General features: G+C 59.3%; 20 protein-coding genes and 2 pseudogenes. 7 read left to right on the top strand and 15 right to left on the bottom strand.

Annotated elements, in window-relative coordinates; all coding sequences use genetic code 11:
* The first annotated feature begins 96 nt into the window (after positions 1–96).
* Both ACA060_RS22540 and ACA060_RS22535 read left to right on the top strand, forming a co-directional pair.
* Positions 97–480: a tetratricopeptide repeat protein gene (locus ACA060_RS22540; protein ID WP_497313279.1), complete on the top strand. Its 384-nt coding sequence runs from the start codon at positions 97–99 to the stop codon at positions 478–480.
* A gap of 237 nt (positions 481–717) precedes the next feature.
* On the top strand, positions 718–1,077 hold the full coding sequence (locus ACA060_RS22535) for a PilZ domain-containing protein (RefSeq protein ID WP_109636196.1): 360 nt from the start codon (positions 718–720) through the stop codon (positions 1,075–1,077).
* A gap of 154 nt (positions 1,078–1,231) precedes the next feature.
* Here the strand turns inward: ACA060_RS22535 and ACA060_RS22530 are convergent.
* The 8 genes and pseudogenes from ACA060_RS22530 to ACA060_RS22495 all read right to left on the bottom strand — a co-directional run bounded on the left by ACA060_RS22530 (position 1,232) and on the right by ACA060_RS22495 (position 9,117).
* Positions 1,232–1,615 (bottom strand): annotated as a pseudogene (locus tag ACA060_RS22530) (DUF6124 family protein).
* Positions 1,616–1,875: 260 nt separating this feature from the next.
* On the bottom strand, positions 1,876–2,094 hold the full coding sequence (locus ACA060_RS22525; RefSeq protein ID WP_497313277.1) for a hypothetical protein: 219 nt from the start codon (positions 2,092–2,094) through the stop codon (positions 1,876–1,878).
* Positions 2,095–2,227: 133 nt separating this feature from the next.
* Positions 2,228–3,559, bottom strand: a complete 1,332-nt coding sequence (locus ACA060_RS22520) for a DUF58 domain-containing protein (protein WP_497313275.1) — start codon at positions 3,557–3,559, stop codon at positions 2,228–2,230.
* A 169-nt stretch (positions 3,560–3,728) separates the two neighbouring features.
* Positions 3,729–4,730 (bottom strand): AAA family ATPase, encoded by a 1,002-nt coding sequence (locus ACA060_RS22515; RefSeq protein ID WP_109634332.1) that lies wholly within the window; start codon positions 4,728–4,730, stop codon positions 3,729–3,731.
* Positions 4,727–5,890, bottom strand: coding sequence for a DUF4350 domain-containing protein (locus ACA060_RS22510; RefSeq protein ID WP_497313273.1), 1,164 nt, complete (start codon positions 5,888–5,890; stop codon positions 4,727–4,729). Before ACA060_RS22510 ends, ACA060_RS22515 begins: the two co-directional genes overlap by 4 nt.
* Positions 5,887–7,431 carry a DUF4129 domain-containing protein gene (locus ACA060_RS22505; protein WP_497313271.1) on the bottom strand — a complete coding sequence of 515 codons (1,545 nt, stop codon included), beginning with the start codon at positions 7,429–7,431 and terminating at the stop codon, positions 5,887–5,889. The genes ACA060_RS22510 and ACA060_RS22505 overlap by 4 nt, the downstream gene beginning before the upstream one ends.
* A complete protein-coding gene (locus ACA060_RS22500) occupies positions 7,418–8,395 on the bottom strand; it encodes a stage II sporulation protein M (protein WP_497313269.1) in 978 nt (325 codons plus the stop codon). The genes ACA060_RS22505 and ACA060_RS22500 overlap by 14 nt, the downstream gene beginning before the upstream one ends.
* Entirely contained in the window at positions 8,392–9,117 is a 726-nt protein-coding gene (locus tag ACA060_RS22495) for an RDD family protein (RefSeq protein ID WP_497313267.1), read from the bottom strand. The genes ACA060_RS22500 and ACA060_RS22495 overlap by 4 nt, the downstream gene beginning before the upstream one ends.
* Before the next feature lie 182 nt (positions 9,118–9,299).
* On the opposite strand from ACA060_RS22495, the gene sbcB reads away from it, so the two are divergent.
* On the top strand, positions 9,300–10,730 hold the full coding sequence (sbcB, locus tag ACA060_RS22490) for an exodeoxyribonuclease I (RefSeq protein WP_497313265.1): 1,431 nt from the start codon (positions 9,300–9,302) through the stop codon (positions 10,728–10,730).
* Between the two features lie 99 nt (positions 10,731–10,829).
* Here the strand turns inward: sbcB and mvaT are convergent, their stop codons facing one another.
* On the bottom strand, positions 10,830–11,207 hold the full coding sequence (gene mvaT / locus ACA060_RS22485) for a histone-like nucleoid-structuring protein MvaT (protein WP_497313263.1): 378 nt from the start codon (positions 11,205–11,207) through the stop codon (positions 10,830–10,832).
* Between the two features lie 339 nt (positions 11,208–11,546).
* On the opposite strand from mvaT, the gene purU reads away from it, so the two are divergent.
* Both purU and ACA060_RS22475 read left to right on the top strand, forming a co-directional pair.
* Entirely contained in the window at positions 11,547–12,395 is an 849-nt protein-coding gene (purU, locus tag ACA060_RS22480; RefSeq protein ID WP_461976236.1) for a formyltetrahydrofolate deformylase, read from the top strand.
* A gap of 86 nt (positions 12,396–12,481) precedes the next feature.
* Positions 12,482–12,658, top strand: coding sequence for a hypothetical protein (locus ACA060_RS22475; protein WP_178082322.1), 177 nt, complete (start codon positions 12,482–12,484; stop codon positions 12,656–12,658).
* Here ACA060_RS22475 and gpgF read toward each other — a convergent pair.
* The 5 genes and pseudogenes from gpgF to ACA060_RS22450 all read right to left on the bottom strand — a co-directional run.
* Positions 12,645–13,640 (bottom strand): glucosaminyl phosphatidylglycerol flippase, encoded by a 996-nt coding sequence (gene gpgF, locus ACA060_RS22470; protein ID WP_497313261.1) that lies wholly within the window; start codon positions 13,638–13,640, stop codon positions 12,645–12,647. The genes ACA060_RS22475 and gpgF overlap by 14 nt on opposite strands.
* Positions 13,637–14,413 (bottom strand): N-acetylglucosaminyl phosphatidylglycerol deacetylase, encoded by a 777-nt coding sequence (gene gpgD / locus ACA060_RS22465; protein WP_497313259.1) that lies wholly within the window; start codon positions 14,411–14,413, stop codon positions 13,637–13,639. Before gpgD ends, gpgF begins: the two co-directional genes overlap by 4 nt.
* The gene (gene gpgS, locus ACA060_RS22460; RefSeq protein ID WP_497313257.1) at positions 14,406–15,527 is read right to left on the bottom strand and encodes an N-acetylglucosaminyl phosphatidylglycerol synthase; all 1,122 of its coding nucleotides are present in this window, start codon (positions 15,525–15,527) and stop codon (positions 14,406–14,408) included. Before gpgS ends, gpgD begins: the two co-directional genes overlap by 8 nt.
* A gap of 191 nt (positions 15,528–15,718) precedes the next feature.
* Positions 15,719–16,483 (bottom strand): methyl-accepting chemotaxis protein, encoded by a 765-nt coding sequence (locus tag ACA060_RS22455; protein ID WP_427701491.1) that lies wholly within the window; start codon positions 16,481–16,483, stop codon positions 15,719–15,721.
* Positions 16,484–16,576: 93 nt separating this feature from the next.
* Positions 16,577–17,608 (bottom strand): annotated as a pseudogene (locus tag ACA060_RS22450) (HAMP domain-containing protein); the annotation flags it as partial.
* Between the two features lie 188 nt (positions 17,609–17,796).
* On the opposite strand from ACA060_RS22450, the gene ACA060_RS22445 reads away from it, so the two are divergent.
* Entirely contained in the window at positions 17,797–19,284 is a 1,488-nt protein-coding gene (locus ACA060_RS22445) for a helicase HerA-like domain-containing protein (RefSeq protein WP_109636189.1), read from the top strand.
* Between the two features lie 121 nt (positions 19,285–19,405).
* Here ACA060_RS22445 and ACA060_RS22440 read toward each other — a convergent pair whose 3' ends face one another.
* A complete protein-coding gene (locus tag ACA060_RS22440; protein WP_109634314.1) occupies positions 19,406–19,861 on the bottom strand; it encodes a DUF721 domain-containing protein in 456 nt (151 codons plus the stop codon).
* Between the two features lie 307 nt (positions 19,862–20,168).
* On the opposite strand from ACA060_RS22440, the gene secA reads away from it, so the two are divergent.
* On the top strand, positions 20,169–22,904 hold the full coding sequence (gene secA / locus ACA060_RS22435; RefSeq protein WP_109634312.1) for a preprotein translocase subunit SecA: 2,736 nt from the start codon (positions 20,169–20,171) through the stop codon (positions 22,902–22,904).
* Positions 22,905–22,971 lie beyond the last annotated feature (67 nt).

Below are 22,971 nucleotides of genomic sequence, written 5' to 3'. Positions count from 1 at the left end.
TGAGATCAACAACCGAGCCTTCACGGCTCGGTTCCAATCATCCACTGAAGATTTGGCGCACCGGGTCGATACAGAGCTCAAGACAGGAGATCCCCCATGCGATTCGTGCCCATTGCCGCCCTTGCCCTTAGCGTTCTCAGTGTGACGGGCTGCGCCCGTTGGTCGATGAACCATCATTTGAATAACGCCTACAGCGCTTACGATCGCGGCAATTGCGAGCAAGTCATGCTCGAACTGTCGAAAGTCGAACGCTCCAGCCGTGCGCGGCCTTATGTGTGGCCGGAAGTGTCGATGATGCGCGGCCAGTGCCTGGAACGGCAGAAGCTGTTCATCGATGCGGCCCAAACGTATCAATTCATCATGGCGTCGTACCCGCAAAGCGAATACGCCTACCGCGCCCGCGCCCGCCTGGAAACCTTGCAGAGCCTGGGCCATTACCCGACGCGCAGCGCGGCGGCCGTGCGCCCGACACGGTTCTGATAGCCGCTGTCATGCAAAGGCTGGCCGCCCGGCGGTGGTGAGCTATAGTCCAAGAGATCGGTTTTAGAGCCTCGCCTCCAGACCGAGGTCATACCTGTGATCGGCAGGAGTATGCGTCAGCGATGTAGGGACTGACGCACCGGGATCGGGGAGAGCGCGCCCAGGTTTATAAAGAAGCCGGCACGTTCCGAAGCATTAGTGCGGCCCTGCTTAAGGGCCTTGCTGGGCCAACTGCGCATGTTTACCGACCGCCGGATCGAGCGGCATCAACTGCCGTATTTCCTGAAAGTGTTCAACAGTGTCACCGACAAACCCATCGGCTTTCTGGGCAATGTGTCCACTGACGGGCTGATGCTCATCAGCCAATTGCCCATGATGGTGGGCGTCGACTTTGACCTGCGATTGAAAATCCCCACCAGCGACGGCTGCCAGCAGGTCATCGACCTGACGGCGTGTTGCCTGTGGTGCCATGAAGATGAAACACCCCACCATTACGACGCCGGGTTCAGCCTGCAACGGGCACCGCCGGAGTATGGGCAGCTGATGGAGGCGTTGACGCAGTATTTCAGTTTTCAGCCGTTGCCTGCGTCTGCCTGAAATCTGCGGTGTCTTCAACACCGCCATCGCGAGCAGGCTCGCTCCCACATTTGATCTTCGGTGAACACAACATTTGTGAGCACCAGATAACCCTGTGGGAGCGAGCCTGCTCGCGATGGCGTCAGTTCATACAGCAAAAAAAAGTGGGTAAAGGCTACGTCGTCTTGATCGCCTGCTCGTTATCCAGCGACCGCTCAACCAGCATCAACCCCAACTCACTCATCCGGTAAATCGCCATCGCCAGATGCCGTGGCTTGTCCTCCAGGCTTTCCGCCAGGTCGAGCAGCAAAATGCTGACCGTCGAAAAGGTTTCCTAGGTCTCGATGTTCAAGGCATCAGGGTTGGCATCAGGAATAACGGTGAACATCTTCATGGCGCGTTCCTCGGTGGTGCGTTCGTTAGCAAAGCTCGATTTGGTGTTTTTTTGAGCGAGATGATGGTTCAGCGCTTTTTGGGCGGCGGCATGAAGTTTTTTTGGATCGAAAGTGGCATAGGGTGAGCACGTAGGCTCGGAAAGGTCAGGTGTAGCCTTCGACATTTGGGTTAACTCCTTGTTGGATCGCTGATGAATTGCGATAGGAGAACCTTAATCGGGGTGACTCGCGCCCGCAGTCAGTCGGGGGCACCACAGGTTGTAGGCAGAAGCACCTGGTTATGTAGCCGTTGTACGTCTTCTTGTATATACGTGTAGGACCAGGGTGGACATAGCCGTTGATCGTGAGCATTGGCCACAGCAAAGCGAGTCTCTCCGCTGCATCACTCTTCGCTTCGGGCAAAGGGACTAAAAAATTGGGATACCTATTCTCCATTGAAGTCAGTTGACACAGAGAGAAGTGCCAACGAGATAAACTCTTGATTTTTATCCAGTGTTTCTAATGCGTCTCTTATGTGGCCTGCGACATCGATCGCACCACGCTTCTCAGCCCAGGAAGTGAGCTCATCTATAGCAGCACTCAACGCTAGTTGGTTTTCGTTGATCTTGGTTAGCACTGACGCGTATAGATATTTATCGTCCATGAGTTATTCCTTGCTAGCTATTTGGTATTTCGGATTTTCATTTAAAGCATTAACTTCAGCTTTGCTGCATTGCTGAGGCCGGACATCGCCACCTTTTTATCGCTATGGAATGGCTGCTTTTACGATATTGCTATTACATAACGCCTTCTTTCTTCCACCCCAAATACCGCGTCACCAACTCGGCCCCCAGCTCTTGGGGCCGAGCATCCACCACCAACACTCCATGAGCCTTCAACCGCTCATGGAGCTGCGCCCGGTCATTCAAGTAATCCACCGTCCCACAGTAAGTCAGCGCCTCTGGCAAGGTCTGCACCGGGGCGTGCCGTAGATTGTCGAGCAAGTCTTCCCGCAAGCTCGCCACCAACACCCTATGCAGTTTGCTCAAGCGCTTGACCGCAGTCAGCAACTCTTCATCGTCTTCATCCCGCAGGTTAGTGACCAGCACCACCAGCGCCCGGCGTTTTTGTCGGGCCAGTAGTTGCGTGGCGGCAGCCTGATAGTCAGCGGGGCGTTGTGTGCTGTCGAGATCGTAGACAGTGTTGAGCAATACGTTGAGCTGACCGGTGCCTTTGACCGGGGCAAGGTAGTGCGGTCGGTCGCAGGCGAAGGTACTCAGGCCCACCGCATCGCCCTGGCGCAAGGCGATGTAGCTGAGCAACAGGCAGGCATTGAGCGCGTGATCGAAATGGGCGAGTTCGCCGTCCTGGCTGCGCATGCGGCGGCCGCAATCGAGCATGAAGATGATCTGTTGGTCGCGCTCGTCCTGGTATTCGCGGGCAATGGGCGTGCGTTGACGGGCGGTGGCTTTCCAGTCGATCTGGCGCAGGCTGTCGCCTTCACGGAATTCGCGTAGCTGATGGAATTCCAGTCCCAGGCCGCGACGTTGTCGTTGGCGCACGCCGAGCTGGCTGAGCCAGTTGTCCACCGCCAGCAGTTCGCCGCCGTAGAGGCGGGCGAAGTCGGGGTAGACGCGGGTGTGGTCGAGCAGGTTGAGCAGGCGTTTGTCGGACCACAGACCCATGGGGCTCGGCAGGTTGATTTCGCAGTGTTCGAAGCTGAAGTGGCCGCGCTTGAGCGGGCGCAGTCGGTAGCCGATCTGGCTCTGTTGGCCGGGTTGCAATTCGGCCGACAGGGGAAGGTGTTCGAAGCTCAGGCCGTCAGGGACGTGGTCGAAGATCTGAATGTTCAGTGAGTAAGCAAAGTCATGCGCGACTTCCAGGCGCACTTCGCTCCATCGACCCAGCGCGAGGCTGCCGGGCATTTGTCGCTGGATGCGCGGTGATGGCAGGCGCTTGAGGCGAAGGGCGTCGAGAACGGCCAGAGCCAGCAATGCCAGGAGCAGTCCCCAGTTGATCGACAGCAGGGTGGAGGGCACGTCGAACTCCAAAGCTCGCAAGGCGCCCAGTACGACGCCGATGGCGAGCAGCACGGCGAGCCAGATCAGCAGCAGGCGCGACGGTTTCATGGGTGTACGCCTTTTGTAGCGAGGGAGCTTGCTCCCGCTGGGTTGCGAAGCAGCCCCAAAACCATCCAGCGCAGAGTGTCAGAGAAAACGTGTCTTTCTGGTTTACGACTGCTGCGCAGCCGAACGGGAGCAAGCTCCCTCGCCACAGGGGGTGTCCGCATGACCGTTTTCACAGTCGTGGCGCCGGCACTTGATCGAGCAGTTGCTTGAGCACCTGATCAACATCCAGCCCTTCGATGTCCAGCTCCGGGGCAATCCGCACGCGATGGCGCAGCACCGCCAAGGCGCAGCCTTTGATGTCATCGGGAATCACGAAGTCGCCACCGCGCAGCAGCGCACGGGCCCGGGCGCAACGCACCAGGGCAATGGAGGCGCGTGGCCCCGCGCCGAGGGTCAGGCCTGGCCAGGTGCGGGTGGTGCGGGCCAGACGCACGGCGTAATCGAGGACCTGATCGTCCAGCGGCAGATCGCTGGCAATGCGTTGCAAGGCCAGCACATCCTTGGCTTGCAACACGGTGCGCAGCGGTTGCACGTCGAGCATGTCGGCGCGGGTCGAGCGGCTGACCTGGCGGACCATGTTCAGCTCTTGCTCGGCGTCGGGGTAGTCCATGCGCACCTTGAGCATGAAACGGTCGAGCTCGGCTTCGGGCAGTGGATACGTGCCTTCCTGTTCGATCGGGTTTTGCGTGGCGAGCACCATGAACGGTTGCACGATGGGCAGGGCGCGGCCTTCGAGGGTGACCTGGCGTTCCTGCATGGCTTCGAGCAATGCGGCCTGGGTTTTCGCCGGGGCGCGGTTGATTTCATCGGCCAGCAGCAGGTTGGTGAACAGCGGCCCTTTGCGCAGTTTGAACTGCTCGGTGTTCAGGTCGTAGACCGCGTGCCCGGTGACATCGCTGGGCATCAGGTCCGGGGTGAACTGGATGCGCGCGAACTCGCCGCCGAAGCAACGGGCGAGGGCGCGCACCAGCAACGTCTTGCCCAACCCCGGCACGCCTTCGAGCAGCACATGACCGCCGGCGATCAGCGCGGTGAGGACGTCATCAATCACGCTGTTCTGGCCGATAACGGCTTTCTGCAACTCATTGCGCACGGCCTGGGCCAACTGACTGGCGCGCTGGCGTTGCTGGGCGGCGTGGGTCGCGCTGCCAGGCTCGATCTGTTGACTCATAGCGTATTCCTCAAGGTTTGCAGGTGGGCGACCTGACGGCTGAATTCAGCGCTGGACAGCCGCTGCTTTGGTCGCGGGCTCATGGCCTGGCTGATGGCGCGTGTGGGTTGGCCGGTCAGGCGTGCGAGCACCAGCCATTGTTCAGCGACGCCGAGTTGTTCAAAACCGGGATGACGGTGGCGAACACGGCGCAGAATGTCTTGCTGCAAAGCTTGCAACAGGGTGTGCTGACCGCTGCGGCGGAGCATGAAATCGGCGCTGGCGCGCAGGTGTTCCTGAAGTTGCCGGCGACCTTTCGACGCCGGTTCCAGCAGCGGACCATGGCGCACTCCGACATGCCAAAGCGCAAGACCGATCAGGGCGATGAGAGCGACCAGCGCCTGAGGGAAGTTGCGCAGCAGCAAGGTCAGCAGACTGTCGTGATCGGTGTTGAACAGCAACGTCACGCTTGTGTCGGCGGTCAGGTACCAGAGCAGCCAGGCGTTGTCATATTGGCCGATGGCCGGGGTTTTCCACAGGTCGGCGTCGGTGACCACAATGATCGAACCGAGCCCGTGGTTCAGCTGCATCATGTGCGTGGCCTTGCCGCTGTTGGCCCAGGCTTGCGCGAGGTTTTTCGGGTCTTCGAGATGGAACGCGGTATCGAAACTGGCGTAGGCCGGCGCGTTCTCGTCCTCCAGGTACAACTTGGTCAATTTGGGGAATGGATCGTCGAGGATGTCCGGCGGTGGTTCCTTGAGGTCTTTGCTCAGCGACTGGTGCAGCTGCACGCGATCGAGCAGCAGGTCATTACTCTGGCCGGTCTTTTCATCCCACAGCGACTGGGCGACAAACAGCAGGCGTCCGCCGGCCCGTGTCCAGTTCATCACTTGATCAATCTGGCGCGGCGTCATGTTGTAGCGGTCGCCGAGCAACAACAGGCTGTGCTGATGCGGATCGAGGCTGGGCAGCACGTCGAGGCTGTTGGCATGGCCGACGGTCAGGCCCTGTTTTCGCAGGAAATGCTCGGCGGCCAGATAGGGATTGGCCTGGGCTTCCGGTGTGGGGCCGTGATCGATTTCGGCCTGATAAGGCGTGGCCTTCAGGTACAGATAAACACTCAGCGCGCCCACCAGCACAGCGATGAACACGCCGACCGAAAGCCACAAGCGCCGGCTCAACGGGCGGCTCCCGGGCCGAACAATGTTCGCCAGCCGTCACAGAGTTCCTGTTGCAAATGCGCAGGTGGCAGGCGATGCCCGTAGGCCATGTTCTGCCAGTGCCCGGTCAGGGTTTTGCTGAAGGCGAGCAAGGCCGGTTGGTGCAGTTGCTCGACGCGTTGCAGCACCTCGCCTTCAGTGTCGGCGGGTTTGAGCGCCATGTGGTGGTCGTGCAGCAAGTGGCTGAGTAATGCGCGATAGAGCAACCCGAGGGCGGCGCGCGGGTTGGTTTGCCAGAGGCTTTCGGCGCTGGCGGCAATGTCCGCGGGCAGGGTTTCACGGCTCAGGTCCAGACCGAACGCTTGCTGTGGTAACGAACGTGAAACTTTACGGGTTAACACCGGCCGACGGCTGACGAACGCCAGCAGCCAGTCGCGGTAACGCCAGATCAGCACGCCGATGGCGCTCATCACGGCGGCCCACAGCAGCACTTCAATCAGGTTGGCGATAACGCCGAAACGCTGGCTGTCGAGCAAACTGGCCAGGGCTTTCAGCCAATCGGGTGTTTTTCCGTCGTCCGGGGTTTGGGTGTCGGGTTTGTCTTCGCCAAATCGATAGCGGGTCACCGTTTCCTTGTTCTTGAACGGGGGGTGATCGAGGATTGTTTTGATGCTGTCCCTGGAGGCCTGGCTGGTCAGCGGTTGGTCCAGCAGGCGTGGGCTGTCCGGGGTAATGACCGGCTCATCTGCCCAAACGTTTTGCGTGGTCGGCATCAGCAATATCGCCGCCAGCAACAGCGTGACCGCCGTGGTGTTGAGGCGTTGGCGCAATCGGCGGAACACCAGTTCGATGTCCCAGGCTTCCAGCACCGTGCGCCGATTCAGATAAAGGCTGAAGCCGCAGGCTACATAGACCGGTTCCCAGACAATCAGCACCAGCACATAAAAGACATTGGTCAGGTGTTCCAGCCAACGCCAGTCCTGGGTAGCGGCAGTGATCAGGGTCTGCCAGCTCCAGTCGAGTTCAATCTGCTGTGGCAGGAACATATAGAACAGCACCATCAGGCCGATCCAGAGTGCGCTTTCCAGATGCACGCCAATAATCGTCAGCCACTGCGCGGCGCCGGCATTGCGCTGTAGCAGCACCCGCAAGCGCTGCTGTCGTTCGTCCCCCGCCAGGCCTTCGAGTTGCACCACTGGCATCAGGAAACTGCGGCTCAGGCTCAGGCGTCGCCAGGTCAGGCTGGCCAGCAATTGCGGCTTGAGCAGGCGTGGCCATTCGCGCAGCGCCTGTTTCAAGGTGGGCGTTTCACCGAACATGGCTTTGGACAAGATGTACAGCGGCAGCCGCTCGAATGCCGGTTTCAACCACCAGAAGATGAACACGGCGAGGGAGGGGGAATCCCACAGGAAAACGCTGAGCAGCGCGAAAATCGGCAAGGTGATGATGGCCCAGCTGGTCATCAGCAACCGTCGATGGCGCTGGCTCAACAGCACGCCCAGGTCCATGGCTTCCCAGGAAGTGCGCGGGCGAATCACCACCGTGGCGTCACTCAGGCGCATGGCGGGTTCGTCCGGCAAACAGCAAGTAAGTTGCCACCAGCAACCAGAGCGCCGCGCCGACCAGGTATTTGGTCATGGGCGCCGGCGCGGTCATCGACGACCAGTAGGCTTCGATAAACGCGGCAATCAGCAGAAACAGCATGACGCCGCAGATCAGTAACACGCTTTTGCGTGCCGCCAGTCGCAACGCTTCGGCGCGAGGCAGGCGTCCCGGGGCGATCAACGCCCAACCCAGTTGCAGGCCGGCGGCACCGGCCAGGGCAATGGCGCTCAGTTCAAACGCACCGTGGCCGATCACGAACGACCAGAAGGTTTGGCCGAAACCGATGTGCGTCAGGTGCCCGGCTACCGCACCGATCATCAAACCGTTGAACAACAGGAAAAACGCGCTGCCCACACCAAACAGCAAACCGCTGGCGAAGGTCTGAAAGGCGATGCCGATGTTGTGCATGATGTAGTAACCGAACATCACCCAGTCTTCACTGGCGGCGCGTTCCGCCGAGCGCCCCAAGTGACCGGCGACCGGGTCGTACATGCTCTGCATTTCATTGACTTGCTCGGCCGGAATCAGGTTGTAGACCAGGTCCGGGAACAGATACACCAGCAGGGCGAAGCCGATCAGGCTGCCAAAAAACATCAGGCCGGCAGCGAGCACGAAGCGCCATTGTTCGCGCACCAGCCGCGGAAATCCGGCAAGGATGAAACTCAGTAGGTTGGCGCCCAGTCGACTGCGATGCCGGTAAAGCTGTTGATGCCCGCGCAATGCTTGCTGCTGCAAAAAGTCGATCAGGAAACTGCTGTAGCCGCGTTCCTGCGCCAGTGCCAGTTGTTGGCAGAGCCGCCGATAGTCTTTCGGGAAACTGGCGATCCGGGAGGTGTGCTTGCCTCGCTCCAGTTGTTCGAGCATCAGGGAAAACTGTTCCCATTCGGCCTTGTGGCGATTTTCGAAAAGGCTTTGCTTCATGCGGGCCCCAACAAGCCACGGGCGATGCCGTTGAGTTCCGCCACGGCGCGTGGCGCGGGAACCTGCAACGGTTGGGCAAGGATGGACCCTAGTTCATGGGTTCGCGCTTCGGACAGTTCGCCTTGGCGTTCGGCAAACCCGAGGATGGCGCGTTGCTCGCTCAGCGTCAGGGCAAAGGCGGGTCGCCGAGGCGGGACGTCGGGCAGTTGCGGTCGGGTCAACGGTTGTTCGCGGTAGATCACCAGCGTGCCGGCGGCCAGGTCGCCGAGGCGTTTGAAGGAGGGGTGTTGCAGGCAACTGATGGCGCCGAGGAAGTAGCCAAATGGCAACAGGTCGACGAATCGCAACAGGTTGCGCAACAGCGACGCGGACCAGCCGATCGGCGTGCCGTCGTCGTGCACCACGCGTAACCCCATCCATTGTTTGCCCGGCGAACGGCCCTGATTGAGCACCTCGAACAGCACCATGTACCACCAGCTGACCGCGAACAGCAGGATCGAGCCCAGCCCGGCGCCGAGTTTTCCGAGAAATGCCAACACGATAAACAGAACGCCGAGTATCAGCCCGCGTAACCCGAGGTCGATGGAAAAGGCCAGCGCACGAACCATCAACCCGGCCGGGCGCAGTGGCAAGTCGATGCCTTCGGGCGTTTCGACTTGATACCGCGTGTCCAGTGGCGGGGACAGCGTCGCTTTCCTTGGCAGTGCTGTGGTCTCGAGCATGGGCAACCTTGATGTGGCCTGTTCGGGATTCGATGTCCGTCCGATGCTAGCAGCCTCTCGGGGGAAAACGACATAACTATGTAGTGCACGTTGCGAAACCAGAAGTGATTGAATGACAAGTTACTGGCCGGGGCGGGATGTGAACGCCTAGACTTTGCCGATCTTCAGTTCAGGAACAGCCCGTGACCTCGATCTTCTGGTACGACTACGAAACCACTGGCATCAATCCCCGATGCGACCGCCCGCTGCAAGTAGCGGGGATTCGCACCGACTTCGATCTCAATGAAATAGACGAGCCGGTCAACCTGTTTTGCCAGCCCAGCGACGACATCCTGCCGCATCCGGCCGCCTGCGCGATCACTGGCATTACGCCGGGCCAACTGGCCGAACACGGTTTGAGCGAAGCCGACTTCATGACCCGGGTGCACGCTCAACTGGCGGCGCCGGGCACCTGCGGAGCGGGTTACAACACGCTGCGCTTCGATGACGAGATGACCCGTTACAGCCTGTACCGAAACTTCTTCGACCCGTATGCCCGCGAGTGGCAGGGTGGCAACAGCCGCTGGGACCTGATTGATGTGGTGCGTGCCGCCTATGCCTTGCGTCCCGATGGCCTCGCCTGGCCAACCGATGATGAAGGGCGGGTGACGCTCAAGCTCGAACGGCTGACCGCCGCCAATGGCATTGACCACGGCAATGCCCACGAGGCGCTGTCGGACGTTCGCGCCACCATCGCCCTTGCACGTCTTATTCGCGAGAAGCAGCCGAAGTTGTATGACTGGCTGTTTCAGTTGCGCAGTAAACAGAAGGTGATGGATCAGATTCGGCTGTTGCAGCCAATGGTGCATGTGTCCGGGCGTTTCTCGGCGGCTCGCAGTTATGTGGGGGTCGTGCTGCCACTGGCCTGGCATCCGCGTAACAAGAACGCGTTGATTGTCTGTGACCTGCACCTGGATCCCCAGGGGTTGCTTGATCTGGATGCGGAGACCTTGCGTCAGCGGCTGTACACCCGCCGCGATGACCTGGCCGACGGCGAACTACCGGTGCCGCTTAAACTCATTCATATCAACAAGTGCCCGGTGGTGGCGCCGCTGTCGGTACTTCGCCCTGACGATCAGCAACGTCTGGGGCTGGACATGGCGCTTTATCAGGATCGCGTACTGCGGCTAAGTGACGCACAACAAGTTTGGCGGGATAAAGTGTTAGCAATTTATGCCGGCGAAGATTTCACTCCGAGCCAGGATCCCGAACAACAGTTATACGATGGTTTTATCGGTGATCGGGATCGTCGGCTATGTGAGCAAGTCAGGGCCGCCGACCCTGCCCAATTATCACAACAGCAATGGCCTTTCGATGACGAACGTTTACCTGAATTATTGTTTCGTTATCGAGCGCGCAACTTCCCCGATACGTTGAGTTTCGAGGAGCAAGAGCGCTGGCGATTATTCTGTCAGCAACGTTTGTCGGCCCCTGAGTGGGGGGCGCCCAATACGCTTGAAAGTTTCGTAGAAGCCGCAGCCCAATTGAACGTTACAGCTACATCGTTTCAGCGAGAGGTGCTGAATGAATGGCAGAATTATGTCCAGGGATTACGCAAACGTTTGAGTCTTTGAAAACGAAAAATACCCGGACTGTATTTCGGGCATAAAAAAACGCCAGCATCAGCTGGCGTTATTTTTTGTCGCGGATAATTCTTTGACGACCTCTAGGGCTTAGCCCAGCAGGGTAGCCCAGCCTTCAACCACGTCACCGCCCCACTTGGCTTTCCACTCTTTCAGAGTCTTGTGGTTGCCACCTTTGGTTTCGATGACTTCGCCGTTGTGCGGGTTTTTGTATTGTTTAACTTTGCGAGCACGCTTGGTGCCAGTAGTTTTTACTGCGCCACCGCGTGATGCTTTGGTCTTGGACTCTGGATCCAGCAAAGCGATGATGTCACGCAGGGACTTGGAGTATTCGCCCATCAGGGTGCGCAGTTTGCCTTCGAATTCCAGCTCGGTTTGCAGTTTGTCGTCTTGGGACAGGTTCTTCAAACGGGCTTGCAGCTCTTTGATAGCTTCTTCGGTGGCGCGATATTCGTTGATCAAGGACATGAGGACTACCTTATGTTGGGCGCTGGATGGCAGGGTGACAGTGCCGCAATAATAGTCAGGGTGTTTCATCAAGTAAACATTTAACCGGTGTTTTATTTAAATTAGTTGCGATGAATAGGGCACAAATTGAACGCAGAGTTAAAAGTGTGATGCAGTCATCACAGATATTCACAAATGAACGCTTGAAGATTGAGTACAAGAGCACCATCGCGCGGGCGTTGAGGTGCTGTCGCAAGCGCCCCACTGGCCTGCGTGCAGATCAGTGCGTCATCAATACTGCAGTTTTGCTGCGCAATCGCTAGAATGGCGGCCTTTGCGAAGTTCTGGAGTTTCCCCCTCATGCGCACTTTTCGGCTGGTGATTGCTTGCCCGGACCGCGTCGGCATCGTTGCTAAAGTCAGTAACTTTCTGGCGTCACATAACGGCTGGATCACTGAAGCGAGCCATCACTCGGATAATCAGAGTGGCTGGTTCTTCATGCGTCACGAAATTCGTGCCGATTCGCTGCCTTTCGGTATCGAAGCCTTTCGCGAAGCGTTTGCACCGATTGCCGAAGAGTTCTCGATGAACTGGCGCATTACCGACACCGCGCAGAAAAAGCGCGTTGTGTTGATGGCCAGCCGTGAATCTCACTGCCTGGCCGACTTGCTGCACCGTTGGCACAGTGACGAACTGGACTGCGAAATCTCTTGCGTGATTTCCAACCACGACGACTTGCGCAGCATGGTCGAGTGGCACGGCATTCCTTATTACCACGTACCGGTCAATCCACAGGATAAAGAGCCGGCCTTCGCCGAAGTCTCGCGCCTGGTCAAACAGCACGATGCCGAAGTGGTGGTACTTGCCCGTTACATGCAAATCCTGCCGCCCGCGTTGTGCAGTGAATATGCGCACAAGGTCATCAACATTCACCACAGCTTCCTGCCGTCGTTCGTCGGAGCCAAGCCGTATCACCAGGCCTCCATGCGAGGCGTGAAGTTGATCGGCGCGACTTGCCACTACGTGACCGAAGAGCTGGACGCCGGTCCGATCATCGAGCAGGACGTGGTGCGCGTCAGTCACAGTGACAGCATCGAAGACATGGTGCGTTTCGGCCGTGACGTCGAGAAGATGGTGCTGGCCCGCGGTCTGCGTTATCACCTGGAAGATCGGGTGCTGGTGCACGGCAACAAGACCGTGGTGTTCTGATAGCCGCACAACACGGTTGAAATTCGAAGGGCCTGGGCGTTCAATCGCTTCAGGCCCTTCGCCGTTTCTGCACTGAGGACATGACCATGGCCGATCCACTCGACAAAGCCACCTCCAAGGCCCCCGCAACGTTGGGCGAGGGCTGCTTGAGTCGATATGACCCGGATGACATGAGCGCCGAAGACGGCACGGAGTTTCCCGGCGCTGCCGAGTTGTGGGAACAGTTGCAGCAAGAGCCCGAAGACACGCCTAAGCCTGCTTGAACTTCATCAGTTTCTTGAGCAGCGGCCGCCCCAGCATCAGCAAAAACACCGGACCGCCCACCACCAGATAGAAGTAATACGTCACCGCCCGCCAGATCAGAATCGCCGCCGCTGCGGTGGATTTCCCTACCATGGGCGCCAGCAGCGCCGCCGACGTCAACTCTGCCGCGCCGGCACCGCCCGGTAACAGGCTGAACTGCCCGGCACTCAGTGACAGCATCTGGATCAGGAAACACCAGGCCCACTGCAGATCCGCGCCGAGCCCGCGCAGCGCCAGGTACAGCACGCTATACCGCAGGAGCCAATGCACGCAGGTCAGGGCAAACACTTTGATCAACGTCAGAATCGGCAACTTCAGCGTGTCGGTGAACGCCGCCAGGAAGTGCAGGAGCTTGCGTGCCCAGCGCAGGCGCGTGGTGCCTTTGACATTGAGGCGAACGAGCAATCTCCCGCTCAAGCGAATCAGCACTCGATGGTAGCGCGCAACCACCACGCAGCTGAGCAGCCCGCCAAACATCGAGACGGCGCTGACGATCAGCAGCCATTCCAGGCGTTCGCTGAGGTGCTGGAACAGTGCGTAAATCAGAATCCCGCTCAACGCACAAAGGAAAAACAGCAGGTCGCTGAGTTGGTCCATGGCGAACACCGCGCTACCCCGCGCCGGGCGCACGCCGTTGCGCGCCAGCAGCGCCATGATGGTCAACGGCCCGCCACTGCCGCCGGGTGTGGCGCAGTAGGCGAACTCGGCGGCCATCACCACGCCCAGGCTTCTGATCCGACCCACCTTGCCGCATTGATCACCCAACAACAGGCGTAAGCGCAGGGTGTTCACCACCCAGCACAGCAAGATCATGCCGAACATGATCAGCAATTCATTCAATGGGAAATTTTGCAGCCGCGACCACGTCTCGTTGCCGCCCAGCAACAACGGAATCAGCACCGCGGCGAGCAGGGCGATAAACAGCAGAATGCCCCGGCTCATGCGGCGCGACCGAGGCGGTCACTGTGCAGCGAGAGCCACCGTGCCTTGGTCATTGGCACCCGCCCTTCATCGAGCAAACGCTTGAGGGTTTGCAGCCAGTAATTGCGCGAAAATCCATGGCGCATGTCCACCGGGTGCAGGCCAAGTCGAATCACTGAGGCTTGCCGCCAACGCTGTTCACGCTGATCACTGACAAGTTTCGACAAGCCCCGACGCCAGGCGCTGCGTGCACTCCAGACCAGCCCCGGCGCATCGATGGCCATGAAATCCGGCAGTCGATAGAGATGTTGGGGATCGCTGGTGTAGCTCAGCGGTAACTGGCGTAACGCCTGACGAGTGCCTTCGCTCATTAACCACGCTGGGGCGACGAAGCCTTCCAGCGGCCAGTGATTTCGATGGAAGACCTCGATGCCGGCACGCAGGCGGGCGAGGGCGGCAGCTTGCGACAAGCTGTAAAACTCGCCTTCGTGGGTATAGATCCGACGCATGAACCAGTCTCTGGGATTGCTGGGAGGAGGGGCTTCATCGCAATGAAAGTAGCCGTGCAACGCCAGTTCGTCACCTCGGGCGACTCGGCTGGTCAGCATCCGACGAAATCCAGGATGCTCGTCCAGTTCATTGTGCTTGTGGAAGTTTGGCACCACCAGCCAGGTCATCGGCACCTCGCCCAGGGCATCGACGGCTTCGACAAAAGGCTGGTAATCGGCCCAGGTTTGCGGCGCAACGTCATGCAGCACAAGTAACAGACTGGGCGGGTTCATGGGGTCAACCATTGGCGGTCAGCGGCCATTGGCTGCCGAGCACGGCGTGATAGTGCCCCAACAGGCTGTTGACCACGGTATCCCAGGCGTAATGTTGTTCAACATGATTGCGCGCCTGTTTGCCCAAAGCAGCGCTACCCTGACTGAACAGCTCGCGCACCGCGTTGGCCATCGCCAGGGGATTGTTCGGCGCACAGAGCAGACCGCATTGATCGGTCACGATTTCTTGAAAGGCCCCGGCGGCCACCGCTACGACCGGAATGCCGCTGGCCATGGCTTCGAGGATCACTAGGCCGAAGGTTTCCTGATCACCGGCATGCAGCAACGCGTCCGCACTGGCCATTAACCGCGCGACTTGTACGGCCGGGCAGAACTCGTCGACGACGGTGACATTGTCCGGCACCACGGCGGGCATCGACGAGCCGACCAGAAGCAAGTGATAACGAGGCCCGAGAAGTTTCATACAGTTGAGCAGGACCGGCAGGTTCTTTTCCTTGGAACCCCGGCCGGCGAAGATCAGCAGATGGGTGTTTTCATCGATGCCCAATTCGGCCCGCAAGCCGCTGTCCCTTGCTTCGGGATTGAATGTTTGCAGGTCCACGCCCAATGGCTGCACGAACACATTCTTCACCCCGAGCCCGATCAACTTGTCGGCCATGACCTGGCTCGGCGCCAAGACCCGGTCGAAGTTGCCATACAGTTTTCTGACGTAGGCTTCGACATTCGGGGTTACCCAATTGCCCATTCGATTGCTGACCAGCAGCGGCAAGTCGGAGTGATAAAACCCGATCACCGGCACATCCAGTTGCCGCCGCGCATCCAGAGCCGCCCAGGCGGTGAGGTAGGGGTCGCCGACTTCGATCAGGTCGGGCTGCAAATCCTGCAGGACATTTCGCCATGGCGCCAAGCGGAGGGGAAAACGATAACCCTTGCCGAAAGGCAGGGCCGGGGCCGGAACGGTGTAGACGCCATCCCGTTCACTCAGGTGTGCCCCCGGAATCAGCAAACTGTGGCGAATGCCTGGCTTGATACCCAGGCGACGGTGCTTGGCATCCAGATACGTGCGCACGCCTCCGCTGGCAGGGGCGTAGAACATGGTTATGTCCGCGATATGCACAATGAGCATCCCTCCGGTCCGTTGTTCTCCCTTGGTTGACCTTTATGAAGGATAGATGTTCGGTTAGGGTTTTGTGGCGGGGGGATCCAGCGAGGTTTTTGCGGTGTATTTCAGACCGCCATCGCTAGCAGGCTAGCTCCCACAGGTTCAGTGCTAAACCTGTGGGAGCTAGCCTGCTAGCGATAGGGCCCTATCAGACACTAAATACGGAAACTGCCCACCAACTGCTTAAGCCGCGCCGCCTGCTGCTCCAGGTCCGAACACGCCCGCAACGTCGACTGCAAGTTCTCCACACCTTCCTGATTCAGCGTATTGATCTCGGTAATGTCGACGTTGATCGACTCCACCACCGCCGTCTGTTCCTCAGTCGCCGTCGCCACCGACTGGTTCATCCCGTCAATCTCACCAATACGCAACGTCACGCTGTTCAAACGCTCGCCTGCCAGGTTGGCGATTTCCACGCTGTCCTGGCTGTGGCGCTGGCTGTCGCTCATGGTGCTGACGGATTCACGGGCGCCGACTTGCAGCTCCTCGATCATGGTCTGTACCTGCTGCGCCGATTCTTGCGTGCGGTGCGCCAGGTTGCGCACCTCGTCGGCCACCACGGCAAAACCCCGTCCGGCTTCACCGGCACGTGCTGCTTCAATCGCAGCGTTGAGCGCCAGCAGGTTGGTTTGCTGGGAGATGCTGGTGATCACTTCGAGAATCTGCCCGATGTTCACTGTTTTGCTGTTCAGCGATTCGATGTTGGTGCTCGAAGCGCTGAGCATGCTCGACAGCTGATTCATCGCTTTGATGCTGCGATCCACCACTTGCTGGCCGTCCTCGGCCAGGCTGCGGGCATCGCTGGCCTGACTGGACGCCTGGGCGGCGTTGCGGGCGATTTCCTGAGCGGCGGCACCGAGCTGGTTGATCGCTGCGGCCACGCTGCTGGTGCGCGAGGCTTGCTGGTCGGAGTTGAACATCGACGAGTTCGACGCGGCGACCACACGCAGGGCCACTTCGTTGACCTGGCCGGTGGCCGAGGACACTTCACGGATCGAACCGTGAATGCGTTCCACAAAACGGTTGAACGCGGTGCCGAGAACGCCGAATTCGTCGTTGTTGACGATGGTCAGGCGCTTGGTCAGGTCGCCTTCGCCGTCGGCGATGTCTTCCATGGCGCGAGTCATGACGTGCAGCGGCTGGATCAGGATGCGGATCAGCATGCCCAGCAAGGCGATGATGATTGCCACGGCGATGATCGTCGCGACGACCGCCGAGGCGCGGAATTCGCTGAGCATCGAGAAGGCTTTGTCTTTATCCACCGACAGGCCGATGTACCAGTTGACCGATGGCAGGCCTTTGATCGGCGTGAACGTGACGATGCGGGTCTTGCCGTCGACCTCCACTTCAGTGAAGTCGCTGCTGATGCGCGGGGTGTTTTTCGGGTACGCCTCGCTCAGGGACTTCATCACCAGGGCTTTGTCCGGGTGCACCAGGATCTTGCCGTCGGCGCTGACCAGGAAGGCATAACCCATGCCGTCGAAGTCACGGGCGCTGAGGGTATCGATCAGGGTTTGCAGGCTCAAGTCGCCGCCCACCACGCCCACGCTTTGCCCGGCCTTTTTCGAGGCGGTGGCGATGGAGATGATGGTCTGGCCGGTGGCCGCGTCGATGTAAGGTTCGGTCAGGGTCGCCGTGCTGCTGCTTTCGGCGCCTTTGTACCAAGGGCGTACCCGAGGGTCGAAGCCGGCGGGCATTTTGGCGTCGGGGCGAATCGTGAAGCTGCCGGTGGCATCGCCCAGGTAGGACGCCATGAAGGTCGACGTCAGGGCTTTCTGCTCAAGCAGACTGGCGACGTTGGCCTGTTCAGGATTGACCGCGATATTTTGAGCGAGGTTATCGATCAGCAGGATACGACCGGCCAGCCAGGTCTGGATGTTGCTGGCGGTGACGTCTCCCATCTCATTAAGGTAATTGTCCAGGTCTTCGCGAATGGCGTTGCGCTGCAGATAGTCGTTGTACAGTGTGAACGAGGCGAAGGCGGCAATGACGATGAGGGCGGCGGCAAGCAAAATTTTATGGCTGAAGCGCAGGTTTTTGTTCATGGCTTGGGGTTCCGCTAAGGTCTTAATGTCCCGAGCGTGCTTTTATAAAGGCACGCTAAATGGGCAATGTTGAAAAAAAGCTGATATTTCCATCCTCTCCTTAGGGAATTACCGACGCTATTTTCGGATTGGTCTCACAACTAATTGTATCGGCCGTGCAGGATCAAAGATTAACCATGGGTGACAAAATGCCTGACTCATTGCAACTCGTTATCGGCGCCGACCTGACCGGCCAGCCAATCTCTCAGGCCATGCGCCTGGCGAACCGTCACGGTCTGGTGGCGGGCGCTACCGGGACCGGTAAAACCGTCACGTTGCAGCGTCTGGCCGAAGCCTTCAGCGATGCTGGCGTCGCGGTGTTCGCCGCAGACATCAAGGGCGACCTGTGTGGCCTGGGTGCCGCCGGCAACCCGCAAGGCAAAATCGCCGAGCGGATTGCCGGGATGCCGTGGCTGAACCACAAACCGGCGGCCTATCCGGTCACCTTGTGGGACATTCACGGTCAGTCCGGTCATCCATTGCGCACAACCTTGAGTGAAATGGGGCCGTTGTTGATCGGCAGCCTGCTGGAGTTGACCGACAGTCAGCAGTCGGCGCTGTATGCCGCATTCAAGGTGGCGGACCGCGAAGGGCTGTTGTTGCTGGACCTCAAGGATTTGAAGGCGCTGCTCAATCACCTGCGTGACAACCCTGAATTGCTGGGGGACGACGCGGCGCTGATGACCACCGGTTCCAGTCAGGCGCTGTTGCGGCGTCTGGCGACTTTGGAACAACAAGGCGCCGAGGCGCTGTTCGGCGAACCGGCGCTGCAACTCGAAGACATTCTGCAACCGACGGCCGATGGCCGTGGGCGCATCCACTTGCTGGACGCCAGTCGTCTGGTCCACGAAGCGCCGAAGGTGTATGCGACGTTCCTGCTGTGGTTGCTGGCCGAGTTGTTCGAGCAACTGCCGGAGCGGGGCGATTCGGACAAACCGCTGCTGGCGCTGTTTTTCGACGAAGCGCATTTGTTGTTCGCCGACACGCCCAAGGCGTTGCAGGATCGCCTGGAGCAGGTGGTGCGGCTGATTCGCTCCAAAGGTGTGGGCGTGTATTTCGTCACGCAATCACCGGGCGACTTGCCGGATGACGTGCTGGCCCAGCTCGGCCTGCGCATCCAGCACGGTTTGCGTGCCTTCACCGCCAAGGAGCAGAAATCCCTGCGCGCGGTAGCCGAAGGTTTCCGGCCGAACCCGGCGTTTGATGCCTTGTCGGTGCTGACCGAGCTGGGGATCGGCGAGGCGCTGGTCGGCACTTTGCAGGACAAAGGCACGCCGGAGATGGTCCAGCGCGTATTGGTCGCCCCGCCGCAATCGCGGATCGGGCCACTGACCGAAACCGAACGCACGATGCTGATCGCCGGGTCGCCGTTCAAGGGACGGTATGACAAGCCGGTTGATCGGGAATCGGCGTATGAAATATTGATGGGGCGCAAAGGGTTGGCGCCGGAGCCCGACGCCGTTCCGGGTAAACCGGCCGCCGAAGAGCCAAGCTTTACCGACAAGGCCGGGGAATTCCTCGGTACAGCCGCGGGGCAGGCGCTGAAATCGGCGATGCGCCAGGCGGCCAATCAATTGGGCCGACAGCTGGTACGCGGCCTGATGGGCTCGCTGCTCGGCGGCAGCAAACGCCGATAGCCAGCGGGCACGGTCCAAATGTGGGAGCGGGCTTGCTCGCGAAAGCGGTGTTTCAGTCGACATCAACTGTGACTGATACACCGCTTTCGCGAGCAAGCCCGCTCCCACATTGGGTTTTGTGTCATTCCTTGGGTTTGGCGTGCGCCGCAAGCCGCTCCAGCGCTGCTCGCAGATTCGGATCGCTGATGCCATCGGCCGTGGCCTGAATGGTCGCGCCGGCATCCGTCGACAAACTGATGGTATGGCCCGCTGCCCCTTGCTGAACGGTAGGCGGCTGCACTTTGAACAGAATCCGCGTCAGGCTGGCGAATTCGTCGAACATCTGTAACTGGCGTTGCAGACGCTTTTGCTGATAACGCAGGCGGGTGGCCCAATGACCGTCGGTGACGATCAGCAATAAACTGCCTTCGCGCCACGAGGCCACATGGCAATGCTCGCGCGCGGCAGGCTGTAACTGGCTTTCCAGCAGGCGTTGTAAATGACCCAGGCGTTGAGCATGGCCAAAAATGGCTTTCAGCGGTTTGGCTTCGCGAAGCAGAACGGCGGGTGCTCTGGCCGTGAGAGGGCGAAATGCCATGATCAGACACCTGAAGTAACAGAGCCGCCATGGTAGCAGAAAGCACCACCGGCACCCGACCCATTGCTTTGCGAGCGCTTTACCCATTAAATCAACAAGTAACTTCTGCCGCGAATGGCTTGAAGTTCAGTAAAAAGCCCTTATTTTAAGTGAGCCCCGTTATAGCGCAGTGCATGCATCGTGGAACAACGCCACTTTCCTCACCATCGTTTCCGGGTAGAATGCTCGTTCGCATGCGGCCATGAGGGCTGCACGGGCGACTCACGGGGCCGCCCTCCATCCCTTTAGTGTGGAAGATCCTGCCGATATGTTTGCGCCTTTGTTAAAGAAACTTTTTGGAAGCAAGAACGAGCGTGAAGTCAAACGCATGCTCAAGACGGTGCAACTCGTCAATGCCTTCGAAGAGCAAATGGTGGCCCTTTCGGACGATCAATTGCGTGCCAAGACAGACGAGTTCAAGGCCCGCATCGCCAAAGGGGAAACCCTCGACAAGCTGCTGCCCGAAGCCTTTGCGGTCGCCCGCGAAGCCGGCAAGCGCGTCATGGGTATGCGTCACTTCGATGTCCAGCTGATCGGCGGCATGACCTTGCATGAAGGCCAGATCGCGGAAATGCGTACCGGTGAAGGCAAGACCCTGGTGGCAACACTGGGCGTTTACCTCAACGCATTGTCCGGCAAGGGCGTGCACGTTGTGACGGTGAACGACTACCTGGCCCGTCGTGACGCCAACTGGATGCGTCCGCTCTACGAATTCCTCGGAATGTCGGTCGGTGTTGTCACGCCGTTCCAGCCGCCGGAAGAGAAACGTCTGGCTTACGCTGCCGACATTACCTACGGCACCAACAACGAATTCGGTTTTGACTACCTGCGTGACAACATGGCGTTCAGCATGGAAGAAAAATTCCAGCGCGAACTCAATTTTGCCGTGATCGACGAAGTCGACTCCATCCTCATCGACGAAGCCCGTACCCCGCTGATCATTTCCGGTCAGGCCGAGGACAGCTCCAAGCTGTACATCGAGATCAACAAACTGATCCCGCAGCTGGAATTGCACGTCGAAGAAGTGGAAGGCGAAGTCACCAAGGCTGGCCATTACACCGTTGACGAGAAGACCCGTCAGGTCGAACTCAACGAAGCCGGTCACCAGTTCATCGAAGACATGCTCACCCGCGTTGGCCTGCTGGCTGAAGGCGAGAGCCTGTATTCGGCGCACAACCTGGGCCTGCTGACCCACGTTTACGCCGGTCTGCGCGCTCACAAACTGTTCAATCGCAACATCGAATACATCGTGCAGGATGGCCAGGTCGTCCTGGTCGACGAACACACCGGTCGTACCATGCCGGGTCGTCGCCTGTCCGAAGGCCTGCACCAGGCCATCGAAGCCAAGGAAAATCTGAACATCCAGGCCGAAAGCCAGACCTTGGCCTCGACCACGTTCCAGAACTACTTCCGTCTGTACAACAAGCTGTCCGGCATGACCGGCACCGCGGACACCGAAGCGTTCGAATTCCACCAGATCTACGGTCTGTCGGTGATGGTGATCCCGCCGAACAAGCCGTTGGCGCGTAAAGACTACAACGACCTGGTGTTCCTGACCGCCGAAGAGAAATATGCGGCGATCATCAATGACATCAAGGAATGCATGACCCTGGGCCGTCCGGTGCTGGTGGGTACTGCAACCATCGAAACGTCCGAGCACATGTCTGCGCTGCTGCAGAAGGAAGGCATCGAACACAAGGTCCTGAACGCCAAGTTCCACGAAAAAGAAGCCGAGATCATTGCCCAGGCCGGTCGTCCGGGTGCGCTGACCATCGCCACCAACATGGCCGGTCGCGGTACCGACATTCTGTTGGGCGGCAACTGGGAAGTGGAGGTCGCGACCCTGGAAAACCCGACCCCTGAGCAGATTGCCCAGATCAAGGCCGATTGGCAGAAACGTCACCAGCAAGTGCTGGAGTCGGGCGGCTTGCAGGTGATCGCTTCCGAGCGTCACGAGTCGCGCCGTATCGACAACCAGCTGCGTGGTCGTGCCGGTCGTCAGGGTGACGCCGGTTCCAGCCGTTTCTACCTGTCGCTGGAAGACAGCCTGATGCGCATCTTCGCCTCTGACCGGGTGAAGAACTTCATGAAGGCCCTGGGCATGCAGTCCGGTGAGGCGATCGAGCACCGCATGGTGACCAACGCCATCGAGAAGGCCCAGCGCAAGGTTGAAGGCCGCAACTTCGACATTCGCAAGCAACTGCTCGAGTTCGATGACGTCAACAACGAACAGCGTAAAGTGATCTATCACATGCGTAACACGTTGCTGGCCGCCGACAACATCGGTGAAACCATCGCCGACTTCCGTCAGGACGTGCTCAACGCAACCATCAGCGCGCACATTCCACCGCAATCGCTGCCTGAGCAGTGGGACGTGGCCGGTCTGGAAGCGGCGTTGCAGAGCGACTTCGGTGTGGCGTTGCCGATCCAGAAATGGCTCGACGAAGACGATCACCTGTACGAAGAAACCCTGCGCGAGAAGCTGATGCAGGAGCTCATCGCTGCCTACAACGAGAAAGAAGACCAGGCCGGCGCCGATGCGCTGCGCACCTTCGAGAAGCAAATCGTTCTGCGTGTTCTGGACGACCTGTGGAAAGATCACCTGTCGACCATGGATCACCTGCGTCACGGCATCCACTTGCGTGGTTATGCGCAGAAGAACCCGAAGCAAGAGTACAAGCGCGAGTCGTTCACGCTGTTCTCCGAGCTGCTGGATTCGATCAAGCGCGACTCGATCCGTGTGCTGTCGCACGTTCAGGTTCGCCGCGAAGATCCGATCGAAGAAGAGCAACGCCTGCGTCAGGAAGCCGAGGCACTGGCCGCGCGCATGCAGTTCCAGCACGACGAGGCGCCAGGTCTTGAGCAACCGGAACTGCTCGGTGAAGAGGTCGATGTAGCTCTCGCCACCGCACCGGTACGCAACGAACAGAAGCTGGGCCGTAACGAACTGTGCTACTGCGGTTCGGGCAAGAAATTCAAGCATTGCCACGGGCAGATCCAGTAAACCCCGTTTCAATCGCTGAAATACCCGCGCCGCGACCGGCATCAGCCGTCGCGGCGTTTTGCCATTT

The organism is Pseudomonas sp. LBUM1671 (genome assembly GCF_059695685.1).
Note: the sequence above shows the minus strand (reverse complement) of the source record. Positions and strands in the feature narration are given on the sequence as shown.

Coding starts and splice junctions, on each gene's coding strand:
- ACA060_RS22525 (WP_497313277.1), bottom strand. CDS start 2,094: ATGGACGATAAATATCTATACGCGTCAGTGCTAACCAAGATCAACGAA.
- ACA060_RS22515 (WP_109634332.1), bottom strand. CDS start 4,730: ATGAGTCAACAGATCGAGCCTGGCAGCGCGACCCACGCCGCCCAGCAA.
- ACA060_RS22495 (WP_497313267.1), bottom strand. CDS start 9,117: ATGCTCGAGACCACAGCACTGCCAAGGAAAGCGACGCTGTCCCCGCCA.
- gpgD (WP_497313259.1), bottom strand. CDS start 14,413: ATGGTTGACCCCATGAACCCGCCCAGTCTGTTACTTGTGCTGCATGAC.
- ACA060_RS22440 (WP_109634314.1), bottom strand. CDS start 19,861: ATGGCATTTCGCCCTCTCACGGCCAGAGCACCCGCCGTTCTGCTTCGC.
- ACA060_RS22445 (WP_109636189.1), top strand. CDS start 17,797: ATGCCTGACTCATTGCAACTCGTTATCGGCGCCGACCTGACCGGCCAG.
- secA (WP_109634312.1), top strand. CDS start 20,169: ATGTTTGCGCCTTTGTTAAAGAAACTTTTTGGAAGCAAGAACGAGCGT.
- ACA060_RS22455 (WP_427701491.1), bottom strand. CDS start 16,483: ATGTTCAACTCCGACCAGCAAGCCTCGCGCACCAGCAGCGTGGCCGCA.
- ACA060_RS22535 (WP_109636196.1), top strand. CDS start 718: ATGTTTACCGACCGCCGGATCGAGCGGCATCAACTGCCGTATTTCCTG.
- gpgS (WP_497313257.1), bottom strand. CDS start 15,527: ATGCTCATTGTGCATATCGCGGACATAACCATGTTCTACGCCCCTGCC.
- mvaT (WP_497313263.1), bottom strand. CDS start 11,207: ATGTCCTTGATCAACGAATATCGCGCCACCGAAGAAGCTATCAAAGAG.
- purU (WP_461976236.1), top strand. CDS start 11,547: ATGCGCACTTTTCGGCTGGTGATTGCTTGCCCGGACCGCGTCGGCATC.
- ACA060_RS22520 (WP_497313275.1), bottom strand. CDS start 3,559: ATGAAACCGTCGCGCCTGCTGCTGATCTGGCTCGCCGTGCTGCTCGCC.
- ACA060_RS22475 (WP_178082322.1), top strand. CDS start 12,482: ATGGCCGATCCACTCGACAAAGCCACCTCCAAGGCCCCCGCAACGTTG.
- ACA060_RS22500 (WP_497313269.1), bottom strand. CDS start 8,395: ATGAAGCAAAGCCTTTTCGAAAATCGCCACAAGGCCGAATGGGAACAG.
- gpgF (WP_497313261.1), bottom strand. CDS start 13,640: ATGAGCCGGGGCATTCTGCTGTTTATCGCCCTGCTCGCCGCGGTGCTG.
- ACA060_RS22540 (WP_497313279.1), top strand. CDS start 97: ATGCGATTCGTGCCCATTGCCGCCCTTGCCCTTAGCGTTCTCAGTGTG.
- ACA060_RS22505 (WP_497313271.1), bottom strand. CDS start 7,431: ATGCGCCTGAGTGACGCCACGGTGGTGATTCGCCCGCGCACTTCCTGG.